This is a genomic window from Pseudomonas sp. AU11447, from assembly GCF_001672555.2.
GTDB classification, from domain to species: domain Bacteria; phylum Pseudomonadota; class Gammaproteobacteria; order Pseudomonadales; family Pseudomonadaceae; genus Pseudomonas; species Pseudomonas nitroreducens.
Map to the genome: position 1 here is coordinate 55,050 of NZ_LZDG02000089.1, position 17,087 is coordinate 72,136.

General features: G+C 65.4%; 20 protein-coding genes and 1 pseudogene. 14 read left to right on the plus strand and 7 right to left on the minus strand.

The features are described 5' to 3' along the window. Positions 1–102: 102 nt before the first annotated feature. Positions 103–1,137, minus strand: a complete 1,035-nt coding sequence (gene pilT / locus A6723_RS28030) for a type IV pilus twitching motility protein PilT (protein ID WP_024766758.1) — start codon at positions 1,135–1,137, stop codon at positions 103–105. A gap of 73 nt (positions 1,138–1,210) precedes the next feature. Between pilT and A6723_RS28035 the strand changes: the two genes are divergently transcribed. The 13 genes from A6723_RS28035 to A6723_RS28095 all read left to right on the plus strand — a co-directional run bounded on the left by A6723_RS28035 (position 1,211) and on the right by A6723_RS28095 (position 11,408). Further along, complete coding sequence (locus A6723_RS28035; RefSeq protein WP_054907834.1) at positions 1,211–1,900, plus strand: YggS family pyridoxal phosphate-dependent enzyme; 690 nt, start codon at positions 1,211–1,213, stop codon at positions 1,898–1,900. 17 nt (positions 1,901–1,917) lie between these two features. After that, a complete protein-coding gene (gene proC / locus A6723_RS28040) occupies positions 1,918–2,748 on the plus strand; it encodes a pyrroline-5-carboxylate reductase (RefSeq protein WP_054907820.1) in 831 nt (276 codons plus the stop codon). 13 nt (positions 2,749–2,761) lie between these two features. Beyond that, positions 2,762–3,355, plus strand: a complete 594-nt coding sequence (locus A6723_RS28045; RefSeq protein ID WP_024766761.1) for a YggT family protein — start codon at positions 2,762–2,764, stop codon at positions 3,353–3,355. Positions 3,356–3,405: 50 nt separating this feature from the next. Continuing rightward, positions 3,406–3,696, plus strand: coding sequence for a DUF167 domain-containing protein (locus A6723_RS28050; RefSeq protein ID WP_054907819.1), 291 nt, complete (start codon positions 3,406–3,408; stop codon positions 3,694–3,696). A gap of 118 nt (positions 3,697–3,814) precedes the next feature. Continuing rightward, a complete protein-coding gene (locus A6723_RS28055; protein ID WP_054907818.1) occupies positions 3,815–5,782 on the plus strand; it encodes a dynamin-like GTPase family protein in 1,968 nt (655 codons plus the stop codon). A 98-nt stretch (positions 5,783–5,880) separates the two neighbouring features. Further along, entirely contained in the window at positions 5,881–7,020 is a 1,140-nt protein-coding gene (locus tag A6723_RS28060) for a homoserine O-acetyltransferase (protein ID WP_054907817.1), read from the plus strand. 10 nt (positions 7,021–7,030) lie between these two features. Further along, positions 7,031–7,651, plus strand: coding sequence for a methionine biosynthesis protein MetW (gene metW, locus A6723_RS28065; RefSeq protein ID WP_024766763.1), 621 nt, complete (start codon positions 7,031–7,033; stop codon positions 7,649–7,651). Between the two features lie 34 nt (positions 7,652–7,685). After that, positions 7,686–8,108 carry a DUF4426 domain-containing protein gene (locus A6723_RS28070; protein ID WP_054907816.1) on the plus strand — a complete coding sequence of 141 codons (423 nt, stop codon included), beginning with the start codon at positions 7,686–7,688 and terminating at the stop codon, positions 8,106–8,108. Beyond that, on the plus strand, positions 8,105–8,698 hold the full coding sequence (rdgB, locus tag A6723_RS28075; protein WP_054907815.1) for an RdgB/HAM1 family non-canonical purine NTP pyrophosphatase: 594 nt from the start codon (positions 8,105–8,107) through the stop codon (positions 8,696–8,698). Before A6723_RS28070 ends, rdgB begins: the two co-directional genes overlap by 4 nt. Then, positions 8,695–9,885: a radical SAM family heme chaperone HemW gene (hemW, locus tag A6723_RS28080; RefSeq protein WP_054907814.1), complete on the plus strand. Its 1,191-nt coding sequence runs from the start codon at positions 8,695–8,697 to the stop codon at positions 9,883–9,885. The genes rdgB and hemW overlap by 4 nt, the downstream gene beginning before the upstream one ends. A 5-nt stretch (positions 9,886–9,890) precedes the next feature. Next, complete coding sequence (locus A6723_RS28085; RefSeq protein ID WP_054907813.1) at positions 9,891–10,730, plus strand: glycosyltransferase; 840 nt, start codon at positions 9,891–9,893, stop codon at positions 10,728–10,730. 57 nt (positions 10,731–10,787) lie between these two features. Then, positions 10,788–11,111, plus strand: coding sequence for a DUF3392 domain-containing protein (locus A6723_RS28090; RefSeq protein WP_054907812.1), 324 nt, complete (start codon positions 10,788–10,790; stop codon positions 11,109–11,111). A 42-nt stretch (positions 11,112–11,153) separates the two neighbouring features. Next, the gene (locus tag A6723_RS28095) at positions 11,154–11,408 is read left to right on the plus strand and encodes a hypothetical protein (protein ID WP_017520105.1); all 255 of its coding nucleotides are present in this window, start codon (positions 11,154–11,156) and stop codon (positions 11,406–11,408) included. 145 nt (positions 11,409–11,553) lie between these two features. Here A6723_RS28095 and A6723_RS28100 read toward each other — a convergent pair whose 3' ends face one another. From A6723_RS28100 to A6723_RS28120, 5 genes are all read right to left on the minus strand, one after another. Continuing rightward, on the minus strand, positions 11,554–12,900 hold the full coding sequence (locus A6723_RS28100; RefSeq protein WP_054907811.1) for a DUF1329 domain-containing protein: 1,347 nt from the start codon (positions 12,898–12,900) through the stop codon (positions 11,554–11,556). A 168-nt stretch (positions 12,901–13,068) separates the two neighbouring features. Next, positions 13,069–13,740 (minus strand): tRNA (guanosine(46)-N7)-methyltransferase TrmB, encoded by a 672-nt coding sequence (gene trmB, locus A6723_RS28105; RefSeq protein WP_217284487.1) that lies wholly within the window; start codon positions 13,738–13,740, stop codon positions 13,069–13,071. 134 nt (positions 13,741–13,874) lie between these two features. Continuing rightward, positions 13,875–14,681, minus strand: a complete 807-nt coding sequence (locus tag A6723_RS28110) for a thiazole synthase (protein WP_037013526.1) — start codon at positions 14,679–14,681, stop codon at positions 13,875–13,877. A gap of 60 nt (positions 14,682–14,741) precedes the next feature. Then, positions 14,742–14,942, minus strand: a complete 201-nt coding sequence (gene thiS, locus A6723_RS28115; protein ID WP_024766770.1) for a sulfur carrier protein ThiS — start codon at positions 14,940–14,942, stop codon at positions 14,742–14,744. Between the two features lie 100 nt (positions 14,943–15,042). Next, complete coding sequence (locus A6723_RS28120; RefSeq protein WP_024766771.1) at positions 15,043–15,411, minus strand: DUF423 domain-containing protein; 369 nt, start codon at positions 15,409–15,411, stop codon at positions 15,043–15,045. A 32-nt stretch (positions 15,412–15,443) separates the two neighbouring features. Between A6723_RS28120 and mtgA the strand changes: the two are divergent. Then, positions 15,444–16,164: pseudogene (gene mtgA, locus A6723_RS28125) on the plus strand (monofunctional biosynthetic peptidoglycan transglycosylase). 230 nt (positions 16,165–16,394) lie between these two features. Here the strand turns inward: mtgA and A6723_RS28130 are convergent. Then, positions 16,395–17,009 (minus strand): hypothetical protein, encoded by a 615-nt coding sequence (locus A6723_RS28130; protein WP_054907809.1) that lies wholly within the window; start codon positions 17,007–17,009, stop codon positions 16,395–16,397. Positions 17,010–17,087: the final 78 nt, after the last annotated feature.

Here is a 17,087-nt window from a genome sequence, read left to right on the forward strand (position 1 = left end):
TCTTTCTCGCCAGGTTCACGCTGACTACGACGGGGCTGTCGGATCACGAAGCGGGTGCGTGTGGCGCGCTCCGTGCGCCGGGCCGGGAACGGCCCGGTGGGATTAGAAGTTTTCCGGGATCTTGGCTTTTTCTTTCGCCGAATCGCGGGTGACCAGGCCCTTGGCGACCAAGCCTTTCAGGCACATGTCGAGGGTCTGCATGCCGAGCGCGCCGCCGGTCTGGATGGCAGAGTACATCTGCGCGACCTTGTCCTCGCGGATCAGGTTACGGATCGCCGGGGTGCCGATCATGATCTCGTGGGCCGCGACACGGCCGCCGCCGATCTTCTTCAGCAGGGTCTGGGAGATCACCGCCTGCAGGGATTCGGAGAGCATGGAGCGGACCATGGACTTCTCTTCGGCAGGGAACACGTCGACGATACGGTCGATGGTCTTGGCCGCGGAGGTGGTGTGCAGGGTGCCGAAGACCAGGTGGCCGGTTTCCGCGGCGGTCAGCGCCAGGCGGATGGTCTCCAGGTCACGCATCTCGCCCACCAGGATGATGTCCGGGTCCTCACGCAGGGCCGAGCGCAGTGCCTCGTTGAAGCCCAGGGTGTCGCGGTGCACCTCACGCTGGTTGACCAGGCATTTCTTCGACTCATGGACGAATTCGATCGGGTCTTCGACGGTGAGGATGTGGCTGTACTTGGTGTTGTTCAGGTAGTCGAGCATCGCCGCCAGCGAGGTGGACTTGCCCGAACCGGTCGGGCCGGTGACCAGCACCAGGCCGCGCGGCACGTCTGAAACACGTTTGAACACTTCTCCCATTCCCAGGTCCTCCATCGTGAGTACCTTGGAGGGAATGGTCCGGAACACGGCGCCGGCGCCGCGGTTCTGGTTGAAGGCGTTGACCCGGAAGCGCGCCACGCCCGGCACTTCGAAGGAAAAGTCGGTTTCCAGGAACTCTTCGTAATCCTTGCGCTGCTTGTCGTTCATGATGTCGTAGATCAGCGCGTGAACCTGCTTGTGCTCAAGCGGCGGCAGGTTGATGCGGCGAACATCGCCGTCGACGCGGATCATCGGCGGCAGGCCGGCCGAGAGGTGCAGGTCCGAAGCGCCCTGCTTGGCGCTGAAGGCGAGCAGCTCGGTAATATCCATGGGACTCCCCAATCAAGAGCAAGCAGGTAGAATGCCGCAGAACTCGCAGCAGCCGGGCGGAAAAGCGACGGTAATGTCCACGATAGCAGAGAATATTGCAAAGGTTCGCGTACGAATCCGTGAGGCGGAACAAGCGAAAAATCGCACGCCTGGCTCGGTGCAGTTGCTCGCCGTGAGCAAGACCAAACCCGCCGCCGCCATCCGCGAAGCGTATGCCGAAGGCCTGGCCGATTTCGGCGAAAACTACCTGCAGGAAGCGCTGCTCAAGCAGGTCGAGCTGGCCGACCTGCCGCTGACCTGGCACTTCATCGGCCCTATCCAGTCGAACAAGACCCGGCCCATCGCCGAGCACTTCCACTGGGTGCATTCGGTGGACCGCCTGAAGGTCGCCCAGCGCCTTTCCGAACAGCGCCCGGCAAACCTGCCGCCGCTGAACGTGCTGCTGCAGGTGAATGTCAGCGGCGAAGACAGCAAATCCGGCTGTTCTCCCGAAGAACTGCCTGCCCTTGCCCAGGCAATTTCGCAACTGCCCCACTTGAAACTGCGCGGTCTGATGGCCATACCTGAGCCAACCGAAGACGTTGCCGCGCAGCACGCTGCATTTGCCCGCCTGCGCGAACTGATGCACGCCCTGAACCTCGGCCTGGACACCCTGTCCATGGGCATGAGCCACGACCTCGAAGCCGCCATCGGCGAAGGCGCCACCTGGGTACGGATCGGTACCGCCCTGTTCGGCGCCCGCGACTACGGCGCCTCGCACTGAATAAAGGAAGAGACGTAATGAGCACCCGCATTGCCTTCATCGGCGCCGGCAACATGGCCGCCAGTCTCATCGGCGGCCTGCGCGCCAAGGGCGTCGAAGCCAGCCGCATCCGCGCCAGCGACCCGGGTGCCGAGCAGCGCGCGAAGATCGCTGCCGAGCACGGCATCGACGTGGTCGGCGACAACGCCAGCGCCGTGGCCGGCGCCGACGTGGTGGTCCTGGCGGTCAAGCCGCAGGTCATGAAGGACGTCTGCCTGGCGCTGGCGCCGTCGCTGTCCGATAGCGCACTGATCGTCTCCATCGCCGCCGGCATCCCCTGCGCCAGCCTCGAACGCTGGCTGGGCGCCGTGAACGGCCAGCCGCGCGCCATCGTCCGCTGCATGCCCAACACCCCGGCCCTGGTCGGCCTGGGCGCCAGCGGCCTGTACCCCAATTCGAGCGTGAGTGCCGCCCAGCGCGAGCAGGCGCAGCAACTGCTGAGCGCCGTGGGCATCGCCCTGTGGCTGGACGAGGAGCGCCAGATTGACGCGGTCACCGCCGTCTCCGGCAGCGGCCCGGCCTACTTCTTCCTGCTGATGGAAGCCATGACCGCCGCCGGCGAGAAGCTCGGCCTGTCCCGCGAAGTCGCCGGCCAGCTGGCCCGCCAGACCGCCCTGGGCGCCGCGCAGATGGCCACCACCAGCGATGTCGATCCCGCCGAACTGCGCCGCCGCGTGACCTCGCCCAAGGGCACCACCGAAGCGGCCATCACCACTTTCCAGGCCAACGGTTTCGAGGCGCTGGTGGAGAAGGCGGTAGGCGCCGCCGACCACCGCTCCGCCGAGCTGGCCGAACAACTGGGTCAATGACGAGGAGCCCTCAATGACCGGAATTTCCACCGCTGCCATTTACGTCATCCAGACGCTGGGCAGCCTGTACCTGCTGATCGTCCTGCTGCGCTTCATCCTGCAACTGGTCCGCGCCGACTTCTACAACCCGCTCAGCCAGTTCATCGTGCGCGCCACCAAGCCATTGCTGAACCCGCTGCGCCGCGTCATCCCCGGCTTCGGCGGTATCGACTTCGCCTCGCTGGTGCTGGCCATCCTGGTCCAGCTGCTGCTGATGGTCATCACCCTGACCCTGATGGGTTATGGCGTCGGCGGCTACATCCTGCAGCTGCTGGTGTGGTCGATCATCGCGGTGACCTCGTTGTTCCTGAAGATCTTCTTCTTTGCCCTGATCATCAGCGTGATCCTCTCCTGGGTCGCCCCGGGCAGCTACAACCCCGGCGCCCAGCTGGTAAACCAGATCTGCGAGCCGTTCCTGGCGCCCTTCCGCAAGCTCCTGCCGAACCTCGGCGGCCTGGATATCTCGCCGATCTTCGCCTTCATCGCGCTGAAGCTGATCGACATGCTGGTGATCGGCAACCTGGCCGCGATGACCGGGATGCCGCAGATCCTCAGCCCCTTCATGTAAATGACCAGGGAGCTCGCCCGCGCGGCGAGCTCCGACAGTCCGCAAGACGAATGAGCTTCTATTTCTGGGACGGCGAGGACCTGATCCTCGACTGCCACCTGCAACCCAAGGCGAGCCGCGACGAGTTCGCCGGGCTGCACGGCGAACGCCTGAAGATCCGCCTGACCGCACCGCCGGTGGAAGGCAAGGCCAATGCCCATCTGCTGGCATTCCTCGGCAAGGCCTTCGGCGTGCCGAAAAGCACGGTGAAGTTGGAAAGCGGCGAACTGAATCGCAAGAAGCGCGTGCGTATTCCCCGCCCGACGAAATTTCCGGCAGAACTCGGGATAGCCGCTCGGTAACCTTGGCCGACCTTACGTGTAGGAATGTGCTGTAGGCCAATTGCTATTCCTACACTCCGTCGCATAATCCACGCCATCCATTCCCCGCGCAGGACGCGCCAGCCCAAGGAACGCCCGGATGAGCATGGAACGTCTCAGTCAGCAGATCGATGCCTATGTCACCTGGAAGCGCGAGCTGGTCCGTGAGATCACCCGCTATCGCAGCTGGCTGGAGCGCGCCCGGCTGAATACCCCGGAAATCGAGAACCGTCTCGAACGCACCCTGCGCCTGCTGCGCGTCGACCACATCACCCTGGCCTTCGTCGGCGAGTACTCGCGCGGCAAGACCGAGCTGATCAACAGCCTGTTCTTCGCCGGATTCGGCCGCCGCATGCTGCCATCCCAGGCCGGCCGCACCACCATGTGCCCGACCGAGCTGTTCTTCGACCCGCGCTCGGAACGCCCCTACATCCGCCTGCTGCCCATCGAGACCCGCGTCGCCGATGCCAGCGTGGCGCAGTTCAAGCGCATCCCGCGGCACTGGGTGAACATCCCGCTGGATACCTCGGACCCGGCGAACATGGCCGAGGCCTTCGCCCAGGTCGCCAAGACCAAGCCGCTGCCGGTGGAGCAGGCGATCCAGCTGGGCTTCCACCCGGACATGCTCGAAGCCACGGACAAGCCCGGCATCGTACTGGTGCCGGCGTGGCGCCACGCGCTGGTCAACTTCGACCACCCACTGCTGCGCCAGGGCCTGCGCATCCTCGACACGCCCGGCCTGAACGCCCTGGGCAGCGAGCCGGAACTGACCCTGTCGATGCTGCCCAGCGCGCAATCGATCCTCTTCCTGCTGGCGGCCGATACCGGCGTGACCGCCTCCGACATGGCCATCTGGCGGGACCACGTGCGCCAGCTCGGCGAGGACGGCCACACCAGCCTCTACGCGGTGCTGAACAAGATCGACGTGCTCTGGGACGACCTGGCCGGCGAAGTCTTCGTGCAGAACGCCATCCACCACATCCAGGACACCACCGCACGCCAGCTGGGCATCGCCCGCGAAGACGTGCTGCCGCTGTCGGCCAAGCAGGCGCTGCTGGCCAAGGTGCGCGGCGACCGCGACCTGCTCGTGCGCAGCCAGATGGAATCCCTGGAGGAGCTGCTCTGCGAGCGCATCGTCGCGCAGAAGGAGCGCCTGCTGGAGGACGCCGTGGTCGGCCAGGTGCTGGCGCTGGTCAACAACAGCCAGCACAGCCTGCGCGTGCGCCTGGACAAGGTGAAGGAGCAGCAGGCGCTGCTCAACGACCAGCAACAGGACAGCGGCCAGTTGCTGTTCGAGTTGACCGCGCGGACCAAGGACGACCACAACCTGCACCACAAGCGCCTGCTCAGCCTGAAGACCAACCAGCGGCTGCTGCGCCACCAGGGCGAACAGCTGCGCGACGCGGTGCGCCCGGAACGGCTCGAGCAACACCTGAAGAAGGTCCACGAGAAGCTGCGCGGCAGTTGGACCACGGTCGGCATCCACCAGGCCATCCTGCAGTTCTTCCGCACCGTGGAAACCGACCTGGTCGGCCTGATGCACGAGTCGGAGACGGCCAACCGCATGGTCGCGGCCATCTACCAGCGGCACAACGAAGAAAACCCGCTCAACGCCCTGGATGCCCCGCAGTTCCGCGTCCAGCGCTACCTGCGTGATCTCGCCAAGCTGCAGGAGAAAGCCGACCGCTTCCGCCTGCACCTCAAGACCCTGCTCACCGAGCAGCGCCTGCTGACCCGACGCTTCTTCGCCACCGTCGCCCAGGAAGTCATCGGCCTGCACCAGCGCCTGCGCGAAGAGGCCGAGCAATGGGCCGCCGACGCCCTGATGCCGCTGATGCAGTACAGCCTCGAGCACAAGCAGATGCTGGAAACCCACATGCTGCGCCTCAAAGCCCTGGCCCAGGAAACCCAGCAGGCACGGCAGCGCTCGCTGCTGCTGGGGCGCTATACCGAGGAGCTGGAGCAGCAACTGGTCGAGGCCACCGACATTCTTCGCCAGTTGCGCCGCCCGGCACCGCTGCAACGCCAGGCCAAGGTCGTCAACCTGCCCACTTCCCAGCGCGCCTGAAACCCGCGCCACGCCCGCGCCGCCCCTTCCGAGTGCGCTTGCCGCGGGGGGCGGCGCTCTTTAGACTGGCCGTCCTTTTTTATTCATGAGCTGGGTCGATGCCAACAGTCTTCCCCGAAGATTCCGTCGGTCTGGTTTCCCCCCAGACGCTGCAGTTCAACGAACCGCTGCCCCTGGCCTGCGGCAAGACCCTGCCCGAATACCAGCTGGTGATCGAAACCTACGGCGAGCTGAACGCCACGGCCAGCAACGCCGTGCTGATCTGCCACGCCCTCTCCGGCCACCACCACGCCGCCGGCTACCACAGCGAGGATGAGCGCAAGCCGGGCTGGTGGGACAGCTGCATCGGTCCGGGCAAGCCCATCGATACCCGCAAGTTCTTCGTCGTCGCGCTGAACAACCTCGGCGGCTGCAACGGCTCCACCGGCCCGACCAGCCCGAACCCCGCCACCGGCAAGGCCTACGGCGCGGACTTCCCGGTCGTCACCGTGGAAGACTGGGTCAACAGCCAGGCACGCCTGGCCGATCGCCTCGGCATCCAGAGCTGGGCCGCCATTGTCGGCGGCAGCCTGGGCGGCATGCAGGCGCTGCAGTGGACCATCAGCTACCCCGAGCGCGTGCGCCACTGCCTGTGCATCGCCAGTGCGCCGAAGCTGTCGGCGCAGAACATCGCCTTCAACGAAGTCGCGCGCCAGGCGATCCTCTCCGACCCTGAGTTCTTCGGCGGCCACTTCCAGGAACACGACGTGATTCCCAAGCGCGGCCTGCGCCTGGCGCGGATGGTCGGCCATATCACCTACCTCTCCGATGACGCCATGGGCGCCAAGTTCGGCCGCGACATGAAGTCGGAGAAGCTCAACTACGACCTGCACAGCGTCGAGTTCCAGGTGGAAAGCTACCTGCGCTACCAGGGCGAGGAGTTCTCCACCCGCTTCGACGCCAATACCTACCTGCTGATGACCAAGGCGCTGGACTACTTCGATCCGGCCGCCGCCCACGGTGACGACCTGGCGCGCACCCTCGCCGGGGTGAAAGCGGACTTCTGCCTGATGTCCTTCACCACCGACTGGCGCTTCTCCCCCGCCCGTTCGCGGGAGATCGTCGACGCCCTGCTGGCGGCGAAGAAGAACGTCAGCTACCTGGAAATCGACGCCCCGCAAGGCCATGACGCCTTCCTGATGCCGATTCCGCGCTACCTGCAAGCCTTCAGCGGTTACATGCACCGCATCAGCGTATAAAAGGACACCCATGCGCGCCGACCTGGAAATCATCCAAGACTGGATCCCCGCCGGCAGCCGCGTGCTCGACCTGGGCTGCGGCGACGGCGAGCTGCTCGCCTGGCTGCGCGACCACAAGCAGGTGGGCGGCTACGGCCTGGAGATCGACCCCGACAAGATCGCCAAGTGCATCGAACGTGGGGTCAACGTCATCGAACAGGACCTCGACAAGGGCCTGGGCAACTTCGCCAGCAACAGCTTCGACGTGGTCGTGATGACCCAGTCGCTGCAGGCCCTGCGCTACCCGGACAAGGTGCTGGCGGAAATGCTGCGCGTGGGCAGGACCTGCATCATCACCTTCCCCAACTTCGGCCACTGGCGCTGCCGCTGGTACCTCGCGCGCAATGGCCGCATGCCGGTGTCGGACTTCCTTCCGTACACTTGGTACAACACGCCGAACATCCACTTCTGCACCTTCCGCGACTTCGAGGCGCTCTGCCACGAGCAACACGCAAGGGTGCTGGACCGTCTGGCGGTGGACCACGAGCACCAGCATGGCTGGGCCTCGCGAATCTGGCCTAATCTGTTGGGTGAGATCGGCATCTACCGGATCAGCGGCGCTGGCGTGCAAGACCACCGCATCGCCGTCTGATCGCGGCTATCTGATAGAGCCCGGGAGAAACATCATGCGCCGCCTGCTTACCTTCTTCGCCTGCCTGGTCCTCGCCGTCCCCGCCTTCGCCGAACAGGTGAAGCGCCTGGGTGACCTGCAGGTGCACTACAGCGTATTCAATTCCAGCTTCCTCCAGCCCAACGTCGCGCAAGCCGTGGGCGTAGTGCGCAGCAAGGCCCAGGGCGTGATCAACATCGTGCCGCTGGACGCCAGCGGAAAACCGGCCAACGCCACCGTCGCCGGCTCCGCCAAGAACCTGATGGGCCAGACCATTCCCCTGACCTTCAAGCGCGTGGTCGAGGAAGGCGCCGTGTACAACCTGGCGCAGTTCCCCATCGAAGGCCGCGAAACCCTGACCTTCTCCATCCAGGTCCAGTCCGGAAGCGAAGCCCCGCAAAGCTTCGACTTCATGCAGGAAATCTTCCCCGACGAATGATCAAGCTCGAACAACTGGTGCTGGCCAGTCACAACGCCGGCAAGCTCAAGGAACTCCAGGCCATGCTCGGAGCCCACGTGAAGGTGCGCTCCATCGGCGAGTTCAGCGACGTGGAGCCGGAAGAGACCGGCCTGTCCTTCGTCGAGAACGCCATCCTCAAGGCCCGCAATGCCGCGCGCATCTCCGGCCTGCCGGCGCTGGCCGACGACTCCGGCCTGGCGGTGGACTTCCTCGGCGGTGCGCCGGGCATCTATTCCGCCCGCTACGCCGACGGCAAGGGTGACGCGGCGAACAACGCCAAGCTGCTCGATGCCATGAAGGACGTGCCGGAGGAGGCCCGCGGCGCCCAGTTCGTCAGCGTCCTGGCCCTGGTCCGCCATGCCGACGACCCGCTGCCGATCCTCTGCGAAGGCCTCTGGCACGGCAGCATCCTGCGCGCAGCTCGCGGCGAGCACGGCTTCGGCTACGACCCGCTGTTCTGGGTGCCGGAAGCCAACTGCTCCAGCGCCGAGCTGCCGCCCGAGCAGAAGAACCAGCTCAGCCACCGCGCCCGCGCCATGGCCCTGCTGAAGCAACGGCTGGGTCTATGAGCCAGGCAGGACGCCACGGGCTCGACGCCGGGCCGGTGGTTTCCGGCTTCCACCTGCCACCGCTGTCCGCGTACGTGCACATCCCCTGGTGCGTGCGCAAATGCCCCTATTGCGACTTCAATTCCCACGCTGCCGGGCCGGAGCTGCCGGAAGACGCCTACGTCGAGGCGCTGCTGGCTGACCTGGCCGCCGACCGCGGATACGTCCACGGCCGCAAGCTGACGTCGATCTTCTTCGGCGGTGGCACGCCCAGCCTGTTTTCCGCCAAGGCGCTGGGCCGCATCCTTGAAGGGCTGGAAAGGCAGGTCGGTTTCGAAAGCGATATCGAAATCACCCTGGAAGCCAACCCCGGCACCTTCGAGCAGGCCAAGTTCGCCGATTACCGCCAACTGGGGATCAATCGGCTGTCCATCGGCATCCAGAGCTTCCAGGCCGAAAAGCTCAAGGCGCTGGGTCGTATCCATGATGGCGACGAAGCCATACGGGCGGCCGAGATGGCCCGCCGCGCCGGCTTCGACAACTTCAACCTGGACTTGATGCACGGCCTGCCCGACCAGAGCGTCGCCGACGCACTGAGCGACCTGCAGCAGGCCATTGCCCTGGCGCCGACGCACCTGTCCTGGTACCAGCTGACCATGGAACCGAACACGGTGTTCTGGAGCAAGCCGCCGGAGCTGCCCGAAGACGACCAGTTGTGGGAAATCCAGGAAGCCGGCCAGGCGCTGCTCGCCCAGGCGGGCTACCTGCAGTACGAAACCTCCGCCTATGCCCGCGACGGCAAGCGCGCGCGGCACAACCTGAACTACTGGACCTTCGGCGATTTCCTCGGCATCGGCGCCGGCGCCCACGCCAAGCTGAGCACCCCGGCAGGGCGCATCCTGCGCACCTGGAAGACCCGCCTGCCGAAGGACTACCTGAATCCGGAGAAGCCCTTCCAGGCCGGCGAACGCGACCTGGAAGCGGGCGACCTGCCCTTCGAGTTCATGATGAACGCCCTGCGCCTGACCGAAGGTGTACCGGCGGCAACCTTCGCCGAACGCACCGGCCTGCCGCTGGCCGCCATCGAGGAAGCCTGCCGGCAGGCGCGCAAGGACGGCCTATTGCTGGACGATCCGAACCGGCTGGCCCCCACCGAACGCGGTCAACTGTTCCTCAACGACCTGCTGCAGCGCTTCCTGCCCGAATGATGCCGATGACGAAGATGCGGGCAACCATCGTTCTGGTGATCTACAAGCAATCCCTGGCCGACTCCGAGAGTTTTCGCAGCCTGCAGGACAACCTGGCGTGGCTGGCCAACCAGGACGTCGAGCTGGTCCTCCACGACAACAGCCCGGCCCCCCAGCCAGGACCGTCGTTGGGTGAGGGCCTTGCAGTTCGCTACCACCACGATGCCAGCAACCCGGGGCTCGCCGCCGCCTATAACCTCGCGCTGCGCTCGGCCTGCGAACGCGGCAACAACTGGCTTCTGCTGCTGGATCAGGACACCCGCCTGGATGCGAACTACTTTGCCGAGCTGACGCGAGCGACAGAAGACCTGGATCCCCGCTGCGTCTGCCTGGTGCCACGGGTCAGCGATGGGCAGCGGCAGGTCTCCCCCATGGACTGCAGCAAGGTCAGGGCCCAGGCCTACAACCACTCCGGCAGCACCAGCGATCCGATCACGGCGATCAATTCCGGCGCCTGCTGGCGAGTTTCCTGGCTGGCGGCGTCTGGCGGGTTCAATCCAGAGTTCCCCCTGGATTATCTGGACCACTGGGCATTCCACCATGCGAGAAACCAGGGCCGGCAGCTCTTCGTGATGGCCAGCGAAATCCGCCAGAACCTCTCGATCAGCGAGCGCAACCGTGTGTCCAGGTCGCGCTACGAGAGCATCTACGAGTCGGAGTACCGCTTCTACAGCCGTTATCGTACCGACCTCTTCGCCAGCTACCGGCGGCACTTGCCGCTTCGCCTGATCAAGCAGTTGCTGCTGTTCCGCGACAAGGCGATAGCCCTGACAACCCTGAGGCTCATGCTGCGCAAGCCCGACTGACCCAAGGCGGCGCACTCAAGTACACTCCCCCGCGACACTCGATCCCAAGGAGCCCCAATGGACTTCGCGCTCGACCTGATTGCCAACGTCTCCCGCTGGTGCCGCAGCCACCTGTCCGACATCGCCCTGGCGATCATGGCCACCGTGCTGGTGCTGTTCGGCCCGGCGATCAATGCCTGGGTGCAGCAGCGCATCGGTAGCCTGAACTTCGTCTTCCGCACGTTGCTGTTCGTATTGATCTGCGCTGTGGGCTACGGCTTGGCGATGGTCTTCGTCACTCCGTGGCTGGCCAAGGGCCTGGGTTATTTCAACAACTACACCCTGGCGCCCGTGCTGCTGCTAGTGTTCTTCGTGATTGGCATGATCGCCGACCGCAGCTGACCTGCGGGCCTCCGGCGGTTGGCCACCACTGCCGGAGGACACATGAAGCCGATCAAGCATCTCTACCTGCACTTCTCCGATGGCCAGCGCCTGGCGCTGCGCTTCCCGCAACAGAGCGACGACCCCGCCGAAGTAGCCCGCGGCATCCGCAAGCAGATGGAATCGCCGGTCATCAGCATCGAGGTGGACGGCGACCTGCTGATCATCCCGCGCACCAGCATCAAGTACCTGCAGATCAGCCCGGCGCCCATGCGCATGCCGGAGACCACAGTGCTGGGTGCCGAGCTGATCGAGTAACGCAGCAGCTTTTTGTAGGAGCGAGCTTGCTCGCGAACCACCCCAACGTCGGCGTTGTGGGAGAGCACCTTCGCGAGCAAGCTCGCTCCTACAGGTCCGTTTGCGCAGATAGACAAAGGCCGCCTCGCGGCGGCCTCTGCTGGACTCAGTTACCCTCGCGGCGCAACGCCTGCGGGGTGAAGTCACGCGGCCCGAGCGGGACCTTGAAGTCGTACATCGGCTCGTTGTTGTCCAGGCCGTCGACAAAGTAGCGCTTGCCTTCGAAGTCGTACAGCGCCTCCAGGGTGCTGAGCACCATGGGCACGTCGTAGTAGTTGATCGGGTGCACTTCCTGGGCGCGGATCAGCTTGCCGTCGGCGCTGTAGATGTCCGAGGCGAGGATCTGCCAGCTGTCCTCATCCAGGTAAAAACGGCGCTTGGCGAACGGATGGCCCATACCCTTGCGCAGGGTCGCCTCGACCACCCAGACGCGGTGCGGCTCGTAGCGCAGCAGCTCGGGGTTGAGGGTCTTAGTACGCAGGATATCGGCGTAGGGAATGCCTTTCTGGTGAACGGCATAGCTGTTGTACGGCACCAGCATCTCGCGCTTGCCCAGCAGCTGCCACTCGTAGTGGTCAGGCGCGCCGTTGTAGACGTCCACGGTATCGGCGGTGGCCAGGCCGTTGGTGTCCGGCTGCAGGGTGTCGTAGGCCAGGCTCGGCAGGCGGCGCACGCGGCGCTCGCCGCTGTTGAAGCGCCAGGCCTTGCGGATCGACAGCACCTGGTCGATGGTCTCCTGCACCACCAGCGCGGAACCCGCCAGCTTGGCCGGGGCGACGATGTTGTACTTGTAATAGAACAGCGTGTTGTTCAGGTCCTGCGGGGTCATGCCCTCGCGGCCGTAGTTGAAGTACACGTAGCGGTCGAGCTTGAGCAGGTTGTAGCTGCCGCTGGCGAGCACGGCGGCCTGGTTGGTCACCATGTGAATCTGCTCGCCACGGTAGCGCATGATGTGGTTCCAGATCGCTTCCAGGCCGGTCTTCGGCATCGGGAACGGCACGCCGGCGGCAGCGCCCTGGACGCCGTTGCCGTCGGCGATCAGCTCGGCGTTCTCGGCGTTGAAGCGGGTGGCGTCATAGATGCGCTGGGGCAAGGAAGCGCTGCGGCGGCTGGGGAAGACGCGCAGGTAGTAGTCCGGGTTCTCCTGCAGCAGCGCCTGGGTGCCGGGCGTGAGCAGCGCCTGGTACTGCGCCAGGTTCTTGCTGTCGATCTTGTACTGCACGGCGTCGCCAGCGTACGGATCGAGGTGATGGCTGCCGGGCTGGTAGCCCGCCGGCGCGGTGGTGATGCCGCCGGTCCAGGCGGGGATGGTGCCACTGGCATTGCCAGCCATCTCCGCCCCCATCGGCGTCAGGTCGCGGCCCAGTCGAGCGGCCTCGGTGGCATCGACTTTCGCCTGCGCCGGCAGGGCCCACGCCCCTGCCATCAGCAGTACAGCAAGTTTCTTCAACACAGCAGACTCCTTTGCGACGGACTCCTGTCCGTCACTCTTATTTTCGTCCGCGGCGGATGCCGCTTTTTATTCAGGAGGTGAGGATGGCCCTGGGGCCTGCCGGGTGGTCCCGGTCTGTAGGGTGTTCTTTGCGTGAAAAAGGCCCGGTGAGCAGGCCTTTTCGGTAGATCAGTCGACGCGCTCGAACTTCAGGTCCCAGACGCCATGGCCGAGTCGCTCTCCGCGACGTTCGAACTTGGTGACCGGGCGCTCTTCCGGGCGCGGCACGTAGGTATTATCGGCCGAAAGGTTGCGATAGCCGGGTGCGGCATTCATCACTTCCAGCATGTGCTCGGCGTATTGTTCCCAGTCGGTGGCCATGTGCAGCACGCCGCCAACCTTCAGCTTCTGCCGCACCAGCTCAGCCCAGGCCGGCTGCACGATGCGACGCTTGTGGTGGCGCGACTTGTGCCACGGGTCCGGGAAGAACAGCAGCAGGCGATCGAGGCTGGCATCGGCGACGCAGTCGCGCAGCACTTCGATGGCGTCGCAGCTGTAGACGCGGATGTTGGTCAGGTCCTGGGTGAGCATGCCGTTGAGCAGCGCGCCAACACCCGGCCGATGCACTTCCACGCCGATGAAATCCTGCTCCGGCGCGGCCGCAGCCATCTCGAGGGTGGCGTGGCCCATGCCGAAGCCGATCTCGAAGGTACGCGGCGCCTGGCGCCCGAACACTTCATCGAAGTCCCGCGCACCGTCGGCCAGCTCCAGGCCGAACTTCGGCCAGCCCTGATCGAGGCCACGCTGCTGGCCCTCGGTCATGCGGCCGGCACGCATCACGAAGCTCTTGATGGCGCGCATCGGACGGTTGTCGGCGTCGGGCTGGTTCTCGGGCTGATTTTCGGGAATGTCACTCATGACTCGGACCTTGCGGGTAAATGCACACGCGGGCCGGTTGCTTCTGGCAAACCGGCCCGCGTGTCGAAGTGGAAACGTTAGTTGATCAGGCCCGTCATCGGCGACGACGCGCTCGCGTAGAGCTTGCGCGGCATGCGGCCGGCCAGGTAGGCCAGGCGGCCGGCGACGATGGCGTGCTTCATGGCCTCGGCCATCATTACCGGGTTCTGCGCGTGGGCGATGGCGGTGTTCATCAGCACGGCCTCGCAGCCCAGCTCCATGGCGATGGTGGCATCCGACGCAGTGCCCACGCCGGCGTCGACCAGCACCGGAACGGTGGCTTCTTCGAGGATGATGCGCAGGTTGTACGGGTTGCAGATGCCCAGGCCCGAGCCGATCAGGCCGGCCAGCGGCATCACCGCGATGCAGCCGATCTCGGCCAGCTGACGGGCGATGATCGGGTCGTCGCTGGTGTACACCATGACGTCGAAGCCGTCCTTGACCAGCACTTCGGCGGCCTTGAGGGTTTCAACGACGTTGGGGAAAAGGGTCTTCTGGTCAGCCAGGACTTCCAGCTTGACCAGGTTGTGGCCGTCCAGCAGCTCACGGGCCAGGCGGCAGGTGCGCACGGCCTCGACGGCGTCATAGCAGCCGGCGGTGTTCGGCAGGATGGTGTAGCGATCCGGCGGGATCACGTCCAGCAGGTTGGGCTCGCCCGGGTTCTGCCCGATGTTGGTACGGCGCACCGCTACGGTGACGATCTCGGCGCCCGAGGCCTCGATGGCCACGCGGGTCTCTTCGAGGTCCTTGTACTTGCCGGTGCCAACCAGCAGGCGCGAATTGTAGGTGCGGCCAGCCAGGGTGAAGGGCTTGTCGACCGGCAGGTTGGAGGAAGCTTGGCTCATCGGATCACTCCTCAGGAAATGTGAAAGCTTTGCGGGGCCTGAAAGATGTAGCGACGGGCGCTAGCCGCCGCCGATGGCATGCACCACTTCCACCTGGTCGCCTTCGCTCAGGGCGGTGGCGGCGTGCTGGCTGCGCGGCACGATGTCCTGGTTGAGCTCGACCGCGACACGCTTGCCGGTGAGGTCGAGACGCTCGAGCAGGTTGGCGACGGTCTGGCCGGCGGGCAGCTCGAAGGGTTCGCCATTCAACTGAATACGCATGGGCGGGACGGTCGTTGCTGGAGGGGGTCGCATTCTAGCCCGATCGCGGCGGATGACCAAGGTATCCGGGCGTCGCACTCGGGCTTTTCTGACATCCGGGTCAACCCAGCTGGAAAGCCGCCACCAGCAGCAGCGCCCAGCCGATGAGGAAGAACAGCCCGCCGATCGGCGTAATGATGCCCACGCTCAGGCCCGCCAGGGTCAACAGGTAGAGGCTCCCGGAGAACAGCAGGATACCGACGGTGAACGCCCAGCCGGCGAGGCTGATGAGGGTGCCGCCGATGTGCGCGGTGAGCAACGCCACACCGAACAGCGCCAGGGCGTGCAGCATCTGGTAGTGCACGCCGGTCTGGAACACCGCCAGGTACTCGGGCGTGAGCTTGTTCTTCAGGCCATGGGCGGCGAAGGCGCCAAGGGCGACCCCGGTGAAACCGAAGAACGCGGCGAGCATCAGGAAAGTGCGCAGCATGGGACAGCTCCAGACAGGTGAGTATCGCTATAATGGCCCGCTCATCCGCCCAGGCAAAGCCTCCGCATGCGCAACGCCCTCCGCCGCCTGTCAAAGATCGCGCTCTGGTTCGTCGCCATCAGCGTGGCGCTGGTCATCGTCCTGCGCTGGGTGCCGCCGCCAGGGACCATGGTGATGGTCGAGCGCAAGGTCGAGTCCTGGTTCAACGGCAAGCCCATCGACCTGCAGCGCAGCTGGCGCTCCTGGGACGAACTGCCCGACAGCCTCAAGCTCGCGGTGATCGCCGGCGAGGACCAGAAGTTCGCCGAGCACCACGGCTTTGACCTGCCGGCGATCCAGAAGGCGCTGGCGCATAACGAGCAGGGCGGCAAGGTCCGCGGCGGCAGCACCATCAGCCAGCAGGTGGCGAAGAACGTCTTCCTCTGGACCGGCCGCAGCTGGGTGCGCAAGGGCTTCGAGGCCTGGTTCACCCTGCTGATCGAGACCTTCTGGTCCAAGCAGCGGATTCTCGAGGTCTACCTCAACAGCGTGGAATGGGATGCCGGCGTGTTCGGCGCCCAGGCCGCCGCCCAGCACCACTTCGGCGTGGACGCCAAGCGCCTGTCGCAACAGCAGGCCAGCCTGCTGGCCGCCGTGCTGCCCAACCCGCGCAAGTGGAGCGCCGGCAAGCCCGGCCCCTACGTGCGCCAGCGCGCCTCGTGGATTCGCCAGCAGATGTGGCAGTTGGGCAGCGAGTATTTGCAGCGGCTGTAGAGGCCTCATTCCGGTGTTGGAGACATCACCGCCTGGCACCCTCTCCCCAGCCCTCTCCCTGAAGGGAGAGGGAGCTACCCTCTGCAATTTCCTGCCCCCGTACTTCTCCTGCAGCATCAAGGCTCAATACTCGAAACCAACGCCGAACGGTCCCCTCTCCCTTCGGAGCGGGGCGCGCAGCCAGGGTTAGGGAGAGGGCTTCTCAGCAGTACAAACCTCGCCTCAACGGTTCAAGGCGCCTCCGACACCTTGAGGGTGTTGCGTGGGACCACGCGGATCCATTGCAGCGTGCCATCGCGATGCAGCAGCGTCATGCCCTTCTCCGGGTAGACCCAGGCCTCGCCGCCATCCACCTGCAGGCGCAGGCGCGGGTCGCCCAGGCTCACCGCCAGGCGCCCGACTGCCAGGTCCTCCTGGGGCGCCAGCGCCAGTTCGGAGACCGGCTTATTGCCCAGCTGGCTCATCAGCTCGGCGCTCAGCGGCTGGTCCTTGCTGGTCGGCTGCATGCCGGTGGCCTTGGCCAGGCTGGCATGCTCGGCCTCGCTCAACGCCAGCTCCGCCTCGACATGCCAGGGCCCTTCGTCCGTCACCAGGCGGCCACGGTAATGCAGTTGCGGGCCGTCCTGACTGGCAGTCAGCCACAGCTCGCCGGGCTGCTGACCCTGCAGATCGCTCAGGCTCAGGCGATCGTCAGCCAGCGGCTCGAAGACCTTTTCCTTCCAGTCATTGAACCACTGCGGCGGCTTGGGCGGCGCCGACGTGCGGGCGACCCAGGTGCCCAGGCCGAAAGCCAGCAGGGCGATGACCAGGAAAAACATCCCGTGGACGGGACGCAGGCGCGGCATGGGACTCTCCAGACTCTGGACAGAGAATGACCGGACAGAAAAAAACCGCACCAGGGTGCGGTTCTCGATCTCAACGGG